The following is an 11,721-nucleotide window of genomic DNA, read 5'->3' on the forward strand; positions in this document are numbered from 1 at the left end:
TTGGACCCCAGGTAAAAATCATTCATCATCAACGTCTTTTGATAGACGCAACGGTTACGACGCAGCGGGTGCAGCGCGATCACAGCAGAGCAATTGTGGTTCATGAAATTGCGGCCCACCTGATCTGAACTGTTCGCCACCCCCGCGGCGCAGTCCTCATTGGCCGAACTCAGCAACAGTGCCGCGCTTTGCACGGCCCCGGCCGCCAGAACAACAAGCGGCGCGTGAAGGGTTTCGACGCCCTGCGCGGTCTTGATCACCACCCCGGACACAACGTCGCCCGACACCTTGATAGTGGTGACGTGGCAACCTGTCCGCAACTCCACGTTAGGATGGGCCAGCGCCGCCTTAAGCCCGCATGATTCCGCATCCATTTTGCCGCCGCAGGTGTTGGGATAGGCATCCCATGTCGTCTGCCCCGCAGAAAGCCAAAGGTCGATATCCAGCCCCAAAGGAATCGAGGACGGATGAAAGCCCGCTTTGGTCAAACGCGCTCGCAGGTCTGCAATGTCGGGTTCGTCCGGCACTGGCCCATAGGCGTAGTCACCCGAATGGGCAGGTTCTGTCGGGTCGGCGCCCGTCGCACCGCGCACAGCATAAAGCTTTTCGGCCGCCTGATAATAGGGTTCGAGCGTGTCATAGCTGATCGGCCAGCCTGGCGTGATGCCGCCGCCGTGGCGCGTGGCGCCAAAGTCAGCCTCGCGGTAGCGGATCAGCGCTGCGCCGTAGAACTTGGAATTGCCACCAACGTTGTAGTAATTCCCCGGATTGAACGGTTTGTCGGCACCGTCCAGCCACGTCTCTTCTGGGCGAAAGACACCCCGTTTGAAGATCGCTTCTGCATCGCGGTCATGGGCGTTGGGTGACAAATGCGCCCCCCGCTCCAGGATCAGGATGCGCCGCCCCGTTGGAGCGAGCGCTGCGGCAAGCGTCGCTCCGCCCATACCAGAGCCAATGATGATGACGTCCGGTTGCATCAGGGTGCAATTCGCTCTTTGGTTTCGGGATCAAAGGCAACCGCCTTTTCCATATTTACCGCAAAGGTGAATTCCGCCCCCGGACGCACATCGGCATCCGACCGCATCCGCGCGATCACGTCTTTGCCGCCCATCGTCATGGTCACAAAGGTGTCGGACCCGGCGGGTTCGGTCACGACGATCCGGTTGGTCATTTGCGCGATATTGCTCGACTTGCGGTCCGCGCCGTCTTCGTCGGTAATGGTCTCGGGCCGGATACCCAGCAAGATGTCCTTGCCGACCCAATCCATCAAGTTGGCCTGGCTTAAAGGCAGTGATGTGACGCTTCCGTCGTGCATCGCGACATGCGAAACAAGGCGCCCGTTTTCATCGGCGACCTTGGCCGGAACAATGTTCATCGCAGGAGATCCCATGAAGGTCGCCACAAAGATATTGGCCGGCGTGTCATAAATTTCCTGCGGCGTGCCAAGCTGTTGCACATAGCCGCCGTTCATCACCGCAATGCGGGTCGAGAGCGTCAACGCCTCGATCTGGTCGTGGGTGACGTAGACGATTGTGGTGCCGAGCTTTTGATGCAGTTTCTTGATCTCGGTGCGCATGTCGACGCGCAGCTTCGCATCAAGGTTGCTCAGCGGTTCGTCAAACAGGAACACATCGGGATTTCGCACCAGGGCGCGCCCCATCGCGACCCGCTGGCGCTGACCGCCCGAAAGCGCACCGGGTTTGCGATCCAGCAGTGGTGTGATCTGCAACAGTTCGGCGACGTCGTGCATGGCTTTGTCACGCTCTGCCTTGGGCGTGCCGTGCATTTCAAGACCGAAGGTGATGTTCTTGGCCACAGTCATGTTCGGGTAAAGCGCGTAGGACTGGAACACCATTGCGATGTTGCGGTTGGATGGGTGCACGCCGTTCATCACCTTGCCCTTGATGCGGATCTCGCCGCTGGTGATTTCCTCCAACCCCGCAATCATGTTCAGGAGCGTGGACTTACCGCAGCCCGAAGGACCAACGAGAACAAGGAACTCACCCTCTTCAATGGTGATATCGACCTTGTGCAGGACTTCGACTGCGCCATAGGCCTTGGTGGTGTTGTCGATATCTAGAAAGCCCATTTGCTTCTGCTCCTTCGTGGTGGGACGCGGACTTGGCAGCCCACGCCCCGACAGTTTCTATCTTGCCAATTCGACGGCTTCGGCCAGAAGCGCGACGGCGTCTTGCGGCGTCATTTCCGTATTGAAGAATTCGGTAATCACATCTGTCGCAGCGGCGGCAACACTCACATTGGCAGCGTGGGTCCCAGCGAACGTAGGCACAGCCGTGCCTGCATTGTCAGCGGCCACAAACGCGGCGGCGGTTGCTTGTGCGCAGCTATCCATCACCGAAAGATCAACATCAGTGCGTGCTGGAATCGCCCCCTTCGCCTGATTGAACGCCACTTGCACCACCGGATCCATGATTGCGCGAGCAAGTTCGCCTTGCGCTGCGGCCTGATCAGGGTCGGGCTGTGCAAAGAAGCTAAGCGAATTCACCAGATAGACAAACCCGCCCGCATCAGTTTTTGGCACCGGGATACACGCGAAATCTTCGCCCGCGACTTTGCCGGCATTCGTGAACTCACCTTTTGCCCAGTCACCCATGATCTGCATTGCAGCTTTACCGTTGATCACCATAGATGTGGCAAGATTCCAGTCGCGGCCGGAAAAGTTCTCGTCGACCATGCCCCGGATTTCGCGCAGTTGGGCAAAGACCGCCTGCATCGTGTCAGAGGTGAGCGCGTCCGCGTTCAAGTCAACCAATGCGTCACGGTAAAACTCGGGACCACCTACGCCCAAAACCAAAGCTTCGAACATGTAGGCTTCTTGCCATGCTTGCCCGCCGTGGGCGATCGGGATGATACCGGCCTCGACAAAGCGCGGGGCAAGTGCGTTGAACTCTTCCCACGTCGTTGGATAGTCAGCGCCAATCGTATCAAAAGCGGCCTTGGAGGCCCAGATCACGTCGGTGCGGTGCACATTGGTCGGGGCCGCTACATAGGCACCATTGATCTTGTTGAAGTCCTGAACAGCTTGCGGCAGGACATCATCCCAGCCCTCTGCGTCGGCGACTGCGTTGACGTTACCAAGAAGGCCTTCATTGGCCCAATCTATGATATTCTGCCCCAGAATCAGCATCGCGGCCGGTGGATTGCCTGCTGCAATGCGGGCCTGAAGCACGGTCTTGGCCTGTTCACCACCGCCACCGGCGACAGGTGCATCTTGCCAAATCACGCCTTGCGCTTCGACCTGGTCTCTGATCACGCCCAAAGCGGCTGCTTCGCCGCCAGACGTCCAGAAGTGCATGACTTCTACCGTTTGTTGGGCGCTGAGCGCCGTTGACGAAAGTAAAAGAATCCCAGCTGAGATATTGGCAATTCTATTCATTTGTGATGTCCCTCACTGTGTTGAGATCGGCAGAAGCACCGACGATTGACGATCTTGACATGGTCGAGGATTGGCTGGACCCGATCCTCGACCACCTTTGAAATTTATCCTTTCACTGATCCGGCCATGAGGCCGCGGACAAAGTATCTTCCCGCCACGATGTAAACGAGCAGCGTGGGCAAAGCCGCCATGATTGCCCCCGCGAAGTGCACGTTATATTCGCGCACACCCGTGGACGAGTTTACCAGATTGTTGAGCGCCACCGTCATCGGTGCCGCCCCGCCGCTGGCGAATGACGCGCCGAACAGAAAGTCGTTCCAGATGTTGGTGAACAGCCAGATTACGCAGACCACGGCGATCGGGCCCGACGAAGGCAGCAGGATGCGGTAGAAAATCTGGAAGAACCCCGCCCCGTCAATCTGCGCCGCGCGTACCAGTTCGGTCGGGAACGCAGCATAGTAGTTGCGGAAATAGAGCGTCGAGAACCCGATGCCGTAGACCACATGCACCAGCACAAGGCCCGGAGTCGTGCCGGCAATGTCGAGAATACCCAAAATACGGGCCATCGGGATCAGCACGATCTGGAACGGAATGAAGCACGAAAACAGCATCAGACCGAAGATCAACGTATCCCCGCGGAACCGCCATTTTGTCAGGATGTATCCGTTGAGCGCCCCGATGATCGTGCCAATGATCACCGCCGGAACGACCATCTTGATCGAGTTCCAGAAGTAGGGGCGCAGGCCTGTTGGCTCCACACCGATCTGCGCGGTGCTCCACGCACTCAGCCACGGCTCGATCGTCCAGGTTTTGGGCAGGGCGATCATGTTGCCGCCTGTGATCTCACCCAGAGGTTTGACCGAGTTTACGACCATAATGAAGAACGGCAGCAGATAGAACAACGCGAACACCAGCAGGAAAACATAGATGAACACGCGCGCGGCCCGACCTGTGCGCATGGCATTGTCTTGGGAGGCTACGGACATCACTTCTTCTCCCGGAGTTCTGAATAAAGATAAGGCACCATGATTGCGGCAATGGTCATCAACATGATCACAGCCGAAGACGCGCCGATCCCCATCTGGTTTCGCGTGAACGTGTAGGAATACATGAACGTTGCAGGCACCGCCGTGGCATTGCCCGGCCCCCCGCCTGTCAGTGCAATTACAAGATCATAAGATTTAATCGCAAGATGGCACAGAATTACGAACGCGCTCAGGAATGCGGGGCGCAGCTGCGGGATGATGATCCTGCGATACATCTGAAAATTGCTCGCTCCGTCCATCTGGGCCGCCTTGAGAATCTCGGTGTCAATCCCTCGCAGGCCGGCCAGAAACATCGCCATGACAAACCCGCTGGTTTGCCAGACAGCGGCAATAACGATGGTATAAATCGCCATCTGCCGATCTTTGATCCAGTTGAATTGAAAGCTGTCCCAGCCCCACAAATGCATCGTGTTTTCGATCCCGATGCCCGGATCCAGAAACCACTTCCATGCGGTCCCTGTTACGATGAACGACAGTGCCATCGGATAGAGGAAAATGGGCCGCAACACACCTTCGCCGCGGATTTTCTGGTCAAGGAAAATCGCCAAAAAAAGGCCAATGACGGTACAGATCAAGATGTAGAGCGACGCAAAGATCGCCAGGTTCTTGATCGCCACGCCCCATTCACGGATGCGGAACAGTTTTGAGTAATTTTCCCAGCCCACCAGATTATAGCTTGGCAACATACGGCTGTCGGTAAAACTCAGGTAAACCGTGAAGATGATAAATCCGTAGACGAATATCAAAACGAGCGCGAACGAGGGCGCAAGGACCAGTTTCGGCAGCCAGTTTTGCAAGCGCGTGCGCAGGTCGACAGATGTGTCGGTCGCCATGACTTCCCCCGATGCATAAAAATGGACAAGATGGCCGGCCCGATGATCGGGCCAGCCTACGTTGTTTTACTGGGCCAGCTCGACCGCTGTGACCAGTTCTGCTGCTGCAGTTTCCGCGTCAAACTCGCCGTTGAAATGCGCTGTAATCACGTCATACATCGCATTCTGAACGGAGGGGTTGTTGGCGTGCCCGTGGGCCATGGATCCGAACAGACCACCACTGGCGGCGGCTTCAGCCAATTGCGCCATACCCAGCTGACCGCAGGCATCGAACGCTGCGTCAGAAATATCGGTGCGCGCAGGAACAGAGCCTTTAACCGTGTTGAAGGCGACCTGGAACTCAGGGCTCATGACAGAAGATGCCATGGTCATCTGCGCGCCCCTTGCTGTTTCGTCCGTGACCTTGAACATCGCAAACTGGTCAGAGTTAAAGGTCACGGTGCCTTCGGTGCCCGGCACGCGAAAACACTGGAATTCTTCACCAGCCGTCTGGCCGGCATTGATGAATTCACCCTTCGCCCAGTCGCCCATGATCTGAAACAGCGCCTCTCCGTTGGCAACCATTGCAGAGGCAAGGTTCCAGTCACGGCCAGAGAAGTTGTCGTCAACAAAGCCGCGCAGAGTTTCCATGCGCTGGAACGCCTGGACCATCTGTGCGCTACCAAGGGCCTCTGGGTCCAGATCGATGAAGGCGGCCTGGTAAAACTCGGGGCCACCAACGCCCATCACCATGGAATCGAACACCGTCGCGTCCTGCCAAGCCTGACCACCATGAGCCAAACCAATGTAGCCGGCATCCTGTGCGGCCTGCATGGCGGCAACGAATCCGTCCCAATCCGCAGGCTGCTCAAGGCCCAGCTGTGCCAAGATGGCAGAGTTTGCCCAGACCCAGTTGGTCGAGTGGACGTTCACAGGTGCAGCGACCCATTGACCGTCAAACTTGGAGTAGCCCTGAAGTGCAGCCGGCACAACTTCGTCCCAGTTTTGCTCTGCGGCCAGATCGTTGAGGTCAGCCAAAGCACCCTCACCAGCCCAGTCCCGAATGGCAAAGCCAAGCATCTGCACGGCTGTGGGCGGATCGCCCGCGGTTACACGTGCACGCAATACGGTCATGGCGTCAGAACCGCCACCACCAGCGACGGGCATATCGGTCCAGCCAACGCCCTGACCGTTCAGGTCTTCCTTCAGCACGTTGAGCGCCGCAGCTTCGCCGCCGGACGTCCACCAGTGCAGAACCTCCACACTGCTGTGTCCGTCAGCAGACGCAGTGCCCGCCATGACGGACAGCGCAATTGCAATTGCCGTTTTGGTTTTCATATTTGAACGCATGGTATCCTCCCTATTGCGTCTGGTCGTCCAACGCCTTTTCTAGGCGTCTTGTTGAACCCAAGGTGCCCGACTACGCCCAATGCGCAACACCAGTGATTTCACCTCAAGGAATTCCTCGAAGCCGTAGCGGCCGATCTCCCGTCCCTGACCGGATTGCTTGACGCCCCCGAACGCGAGTTCGGGAAAGCCATCCATCCAGGTGTTTGTCCAAATCGTTCCGGCCTGTGCTCGGCGGGCAAAGTCCATGCAGGTGTGCATGTTCTCGCTCCAGATCCCCGCCGACAGACCGTAATCGCTGTCATTAACCAGCGCGATGGCCTCATCAAATGTGCGGTAGGTCAGCACGACCAAGACAGGGCCGAAAACCTCTTCACGCGCGATGGCCATCTTGGGTGACACGCCGCTGATAACCGTTGGCTGGTAGAATTGTTCGCCCAAGCCCGCGACAGCCATAGTGCCGCCGCCTAGATCCAGCGTCGCGCCATCCGCAACAGCGGCCTTCACACATCTGTCAATCTTTGCGTTGTGCTCTGCGGTCACGATGGCCCCGACCTGTGTATCAGGATCAAGCGGGTCGCCAAATTTCACTTTGCGCGACAGGGCGACGACCCGTTTCACAAAATCCTCTGCGATATCTTCGTGCACAATGATCCGGCTGGATGAATTGCAGCATTGGCCGGCGTTGAAATAGACCCCGAAGGTGACCGCATCCGCGGCGCTGTCCAGATCAGCATCGGGGCAGATCACCTGCGGGTTTTTGCCCCCCAGTTCCAGCGCGACTTTCTTGAGCGTCCCTGACGCTGCCTGCGTGATCAGTTTGCCCACGGCTGTCGATCCGGTGAACGTGACCATATCCACATCCGCGTGGGTTGACATCAGGCTGCCCACCGGCTGCCCGTGACCCAGCACGATGTTGCACACGCCCGCTGGCAAGCCCGCCTCGATCAGCAATTCGCCCATCATCACGGTCGATGTGGGGGTTATCTCGGACGGTTTGACGACCACAGTGCAGCCCGCCGCCAAAGCGAAGGGCAGCTTTTGCGACAGAATCCAGAACGGAAAGTTCCACGGCGTGATGATCGACACGACGCCAATCGGTTCTTTCAGAACGACACCGAGCATATCTTCGCCCAGCGTGTTGTGGCTGTCCCCGTGGCTGGTGCGCGCCAGGGACGCCGCATAGCGCCACAGGTCGGCTGCGCCGCCGATTTCGCCGCGCGACTGCGAAATCGGCTTGCCGCTCTCGAGGGTTTCAAACACCGCAATACGGTCAACGTTCTTTTCGATCAGGTCCGCCACTTTAAGCAGCACAGCAGCACGTTCCTTGCCGGAAATCCGGCTCCAGACCCCGGTGTCAAAGGCCGCGCGCGCGGCTTTGATAGCGCGCTCCGTCATGGCCGCGTCACCTTGCGCGGACACGCTGACCACCACATCGTGGGAGGGCGAGCGGCGCTCAAAAGTGTCCGCGCTGCCCAGCCACTCCCCGGCAATCATGTGCCGGTTGCGGACCGTTTCGGGCAACTCGTAATCAATGGCTGTTTTGATCGTAAGATCGTTCATGGGTCAGCTTCCGTCGAATTTGGGGGAACGTTTTTCAAGAAAGGCGGCAACGCCCTCAGCACGATCGGCACTTGCGGCGGCAGCCGCACTGCCCAGTGTTTCGATTGCTGTGTTGCGGTCTTCGCCCACAGCGCCGTGGATCATGGCCTTGGCCAATTCGTTGGCCTGCGGAGAAAGATCGCCCAGCAAAGCCGCCATCTCATGCGCCGCGGAAAGCGCATCATCGGCGACCTCGGCTGCAAAGCCAAGGGCGCATGCACGCTCGGCCCCGATCCGGCGTCCAAATAGCGCCATTTCCTTGACCACAGGTTCGGGCAACAGGCGCGTCAAACGCTGGGTGCCGGACCATCCGGGCACAATCCCGACTTTTGCTTCGGGCAAGGCCAGCGTGGCGCGCGGGGTCATCACGCGCACATCGCAACAGGCTGCCAGTTCCAGCCCGCCGCCGAACGCGTGGCCGTTGATGGCCCCGATTGTTGGCTTGGAAAACCGCGCCAGCCGGTCGAAAACGCGGTGGCCGCTGCGCACCCAATGGCGTGCAAACTCTGCTGGACGAAGCGGCCCCCATTCGGCGATGTCGGCCCCACAGCAGAACGCTTTGTCCCCAGCGCCGGTCAATATCACCGCGCGCGTCTCGGCCTCGCTTTCGATCTCGTCCAGAAAACCGTTCAGGGCGCGCAGCATACCCGTTGTCAGCGCGTTCAGCTTGGCTTCGTTGCGCAGCGTCAGCACCGCCATGCCGTTGGAATGTGTGCAGAAGACCTCGCTCATAGGGTCAGCCCCATTGGCCTATCAGCCATCAGCGCTGTCGACATCAGTGTGGCGTTTTCGGCCACCTGCACGCGGCCCTCAGACGGACCGACAATATGGGCCTGCGGATCTACGCCCGGCATGATCTCGGTCGCCACAAGGCCCGTGTCGGTCGAACGTATGACACAGCGCTCTGTCACGTAGATGACGTTCTGCCCCTGCTCGCGTGCGCGCCGCCCCGAGAAGGTCACATGTTCCACTTCATCCACCATCTTGGTGAACTTGCCCGGCGCGGTGATGTCGATGCCATCCTCGGTCAGGTTGATCTGCGCACCCGCTTCAAACCAGCCCGAAAAGACGATGTTTTTCGCCCGCGCCGTAATATCGACGAACCCGCCGCACCCCGCCGTCAGGTAGGGCTTCTTGCCCAGCTTGGAGACGTTGACGTTGCCCTGAACATCGACCTCCATGAACGACAGGAACGACATGTCGAACCCACCCCCCTGAAAGTAGATGAATTGCTGCGGGGATGGCACAAAGGCATCTGCGTTTGATGCGCAGCCAAAGGCAAAACCCGTCAGCGGAACGCCACCAACAGCGCCCTGTTCAATCGCCCATGTCACGGCATCGGGCAGGCCTTCTTCGAGAAGGACGCGGGGCACCATCGCGCTGATCCCGAAGCCCAGATTGGCCGTCATCCCGGCGCGCAATTCCTGTGCCGCACGGCGTGCGATAACCTTTTCGATGCCGTGCTCGGCCAAAGAAAAGCTGCTCCACGGGCGCATGATTGCGCCTGAAATCGCAGGATCATAATCGGTTTGGGTTGTCTGCTTCTGGTCGGGGTCAACGACCACAAAATCGACCAGATGCCCCGGCACGCGCACATCATGGGGGCGCAAACTGCCGTTGGCCGTGACGCGCTTGACCTGCGCGATGACAATGCCGCCGTTATTGCGCACGCAAATCGCCTGCTCAAGACCGCCCAGATAAGCGCCTTCATGTTCATATGTCAGGTTGCCACGCTCGTCCGCCGTGGTCGCACGGATGATCGCCACGTTGGGCACCACGTTGGGAAAATGCAGCCATGTCTCACCTGCAAATTCGGTGCGCGAAACGATGGGCGCTGCCGCCCCGCGCTCGTTCATGGCGCAACCTTGGCGGATGGGATCCACAAAGGTCTCCAGCCCGACCTTGGTCAACACACCGGGGCGATGCGCGGCGGCCTCACGATGCATGTCGAACATGATGCCGGACGGAACATTATAGGCCGCGACACGATCCTCGACGATCATCTTCCAGATTTCGGGCATTTTGACGCTAGACGGCCCGGACGGATATGATCCAGCCAGAACACGCGACAAAAGCCCATCCTTGGCAATATGATCTATGCCCTTCACACCATAGACATCGCCCGCTGCGATCGGATGAAGGGACGTGATATTCTGCGGATGCCCCTCTCTCTCAAACCGATCGCCGATCGCACTAAGAACGGCATCGGGGCATCCCAAAGTGGATGACGAAGAAACAGACACAATCGCCCCGTCATGAATATGGGCCACCGCACTATCGGCAGAAACGGTCTTGGTCATCTTCCCCCCGGTCACCGCCCCTCAGGGGCCTTTTGGAACGTTCCATAAAAAATTACTGGAACGTTCTAATTTTGGCAAGAAAAATCTGCGCTCTCTGCCCAGATACGTGACCGGCCAAGAAAATAAGCCTTTGGAACCTCGTACCACTGGATCAGCCGTCCATCAGTGTCGGCAAAAAAGTACACCGGCAGCCTGTGTTCTCGTCGATCCGAACCGGTTCTGTCGCGTAGCCCTTCATTGGAGTCTGCCTCACTTTGTGTGGCGCCTATATTCTGAAGCATGAGACTTCAGGAGGCGCTGTCATGGTTTCAAAGAAGCACTGGTCGCCTGGGCCCAATGTTGTGGTCCATAGGATTGAGCGGAGCCAATCCGGAATGGTGATTGTATCGGGGACCCTCGCGGCACGGGGAATTTGCCCCGACTGCGGCATTCAATCAAGCCGACGTCACGGGTGGCGACGACGCCATTTACAAGACTTCCCAGCTGATGGTGTCCGGGTGTCCTTGGCGCTAAGGGTTTGCCGCTGGCGCTGTATTTCGGCCAAATGCGTGCGCCGAACCTTTTCCGATCAAACCCCTGGAATTGCAAAACCTTTCAGGCGCCGAACCGCCCGTCTCAGTGCGATTGTGCGCCACCTTGGTCATGCCACGGGCGGGCGCCCAGCCGAACGGCTTTTGCACCGTTTGAGCATCGGCGGCAGCGATGACACGGTGCTGCGCCAGCTTAAATGTCAGGTGGAAGACGCTGCGGCCTCACCCAAAATTGTCGGCATTGACGATTGGAGTTGGAAGAAATCCCAGAGTTATGGGACAGTTATTGTCGATCTCGAACGGCGCGCGGTGATTGATATCCTCGCGGATCGCAGCGTTGAAAGCTGCGCGGATTGGCTGCGGCAGCATCCTGAGATCGAAGTCGTCAGCCGGGATCGCTTCGGCCTTTATGCGAAGGCCGCAAGCCAAGGCGTGCCGCAGGCTCTGCAAGTAGCCGACCGATTCCATCTTTTCCAAAATCTGCGCCAAGCCATTGAAGAACAGATGAATATGCATGGCCGTGCGCTTTTGTCCGATGCCGACAACATCAGCACACCAAGTCATCTGCTGCGATCGCGGCTCGCGCATCGACAATCACGCAAGGAAATCTTCAAATCCATCCATGAGCTTCGCAAAGTAAACATCCGCCGAGGGCCGTCTGGCTGATGGGCTGCGAGATTGTTTATC

Annotated in this window: 9 protein-coding genes and 1 pseudogene; 1 reads left to right on the forward strand and 9 read right to left on the reverse strand. The window is 58.4% G+C overall.

What is annotated here, in order from left to right; all coding sequences use genetic code 11:
- The 9 genes from IBX59_RS13960 to IBX59_RS14000 form a co-directional block, all read right to left on the reverse strand.
- Nucleotides 1–977: GMC family oxidoreductase (locus tag IBX59_RS13960; RefSeq protein WP_296376622.1), on the reverse strand; the 977-nt coding region annotated here is incomplete at its 3' end.
- The gene (locus tag IBX59_RS13965; protein ID WP_296376624.1) at nt 977–2,089 is read right to left on the reverse strand and encodes an ABC transporter ATP-binding protein; all 1,113 of its coding nucleotides are present in this window, start codon (nt 2,087–2,089) and stop codon (nt 977–979) included. The genes IBX59_RS13965 and IBX59_RS13960, both read right to left, overlap by 1 nt.
- A gap of 57 nt (nt 2,090–2,146) precedes the next feature.
- On the reverse strand, nt 2,147–3,316 hold the full coding sequence (locus tag IBX59_RS13970; RefSeq protein WP_296376626.1) for an ABC transporter substrate-binding protein: 1,170 nt from the start codon (nt 3,314–3,316) through the stop codon (nt 2,147–2,149).
- Nucleotides 3,317–3,501: 185 nt separating this feature from the next.
- Nucleotides 3,502–4,383, reverse strand: coding sequence for a carbohydrate ABC transporter permease (locus IBX59_RS13975; protein ID WP_296376628.1), 882 nt, complete (start codon nt 4,381–4,383; stop codon nt 3,502–3,504).
- Complete coding sequence (locus tag IBX59_RS13980; protein WP_296376630.1) at nt 4,383–5,276, reverse strand: carbohydrate ABC transporter permease; 894 nt, start codon at nt 5,274–5,276, stop codon at nt 4,383–4,385. The genes IBX59_RS13975 and IBX59_RS13980 overlap by 1 nt, the downstream gene beginning before the upstream one ends.
- Nucleotides 5,277–5,342: 66 nt before the next feature.
- Nucleotides 5,343–6,593: an ABC transporter substrate-binding protein gene (locus tag IBX59_RS13985; RefSeq protein WP_296376632.1), complete on the reverse strand. Its 1,251-nt coding sequence runs from the start codon at nt 6,591–6,593 to the stop codon at nt 5,343–5,345.
- 51 nt (nt 6,594–6,644) lie between these two features.
- A complete protein-coding gene (locus tag IBX59_RS13990; RefSeq protein WP_296376634.1) occupies nt 6,645–8,165 on the reverse strand; it encodes an aldehyde dehydrogenase family protein in 1,521 nt (506 codons plus the stop codon).
- A 3-nt stretch (nt 8,166–8,168) separates the two neighbouring features.
- On the reverse strand, nt 8,169–8,936 hold the full coding sequence (locus IBX59_RS13995; RefSeq protein ID WP_296376636.1) for an enoyl-CoA hydratase/isomerase family protein: 768 nt from the start codon (nt 8,934–8,936) through the stop codon (nt 8,169–8,171).
- The gene (locus IBX59_RS14000) at nt 8,933–10,504 is read right to left on the reverse strand and encodes an acyl CoA:acetate/3-ketoacid CoA transferase (protein WP_296376638.1); all 1,572 of its coding nucleotides are present in this window, start codon (nt 10,502–10,504) and stop codon (nt 8,933–8,935) included. Before IBX59_RS14000 ends, IBX59_RS13995 begins: the two co-directional genes overlap by 4 nt.
- A 374-nt stretch (nt 10,505–10,878) precedes the next feature.
- Here IBX59_RS14000 and IBX59_RS14005 point away from each other — a divergent pair.
- Nucleotides 10,879–11,670: pseudogene (locus tag IBX59_RS14005) on the forward strand (ISL3 family transposase); the annotation flags it as partial.
- Nucleotides 11,671–11,721: the final 51 nt, after the last annotated feature.

It is taken from the genome of Yoonia sp. (assembly GCF_014859355.1).
Taxonomy (GTDB): domain Bacteria; phylum Pseudomonadota; class Alphaproteobacteria; order Rhodobacterales; family Rhodobacteraceae; genus Yoonia.

Bases quoted from the DNA above. Each gene is read 5' to 3' on its own strand.
- IBX59_RS14000 (WP_296376638.1), bottom strand. From the start codon at position 10,504: ATGACCAAGACCGTTTCTGCCGATAGTGCGGTGGCCCATATTCATGAC.
- IBX59_RS13985 (WP_296376632.1), bottom strand. From the start codon at position 6,593: ATGAAAACCAAAACGGCAATTGCAATTGCGCTGTCCGTCATGGCGGGC.
- IBX59_RS13975 (WP_296376628.1), bottom strand. From the start codon at position 4,383: ATGTCCGTAGCCTCCCAAGACAATGCCATGCGCACAGGTCGGGCCGCG.
- IBX59_RS13980 (WP_296376630.1), bottom strand. From the start codon at position 5,276: ATGGCGACCGACACATCTGTCGACCTGCGCACGCGCTTGCAAAACTGG.
- IBX59_RS13970 (WP_296376626.1), bottom strand. From the start codon at position 3,316: ATGCACTTCTGGACGTCTGGCGGCGAAGCAGCCGCTTTGGGCGTGATC.
- IBX59_RS13995 (WP_296376636.1), bottom strand. From the start codon at position 8,936: ATGAGCGAGGTCTTCTGCACACATTCCAACGGCATGGCGGTGCTGACG.
- IBX59_RS13990 (WP_296376634.1), bottom strand. From the start codon at position 8,165: ATGAACGATCTTACGATCAAAACAGCCATTGATTACGAGTTGCCCGAA.
- IBX59_RS13965 (WP_296376624.1), bottom strand. From the start codon at position 2,089: ATGGGCTTTCTAGATATCGACAACACCACCAAGGCCTATGGCGCAGTC.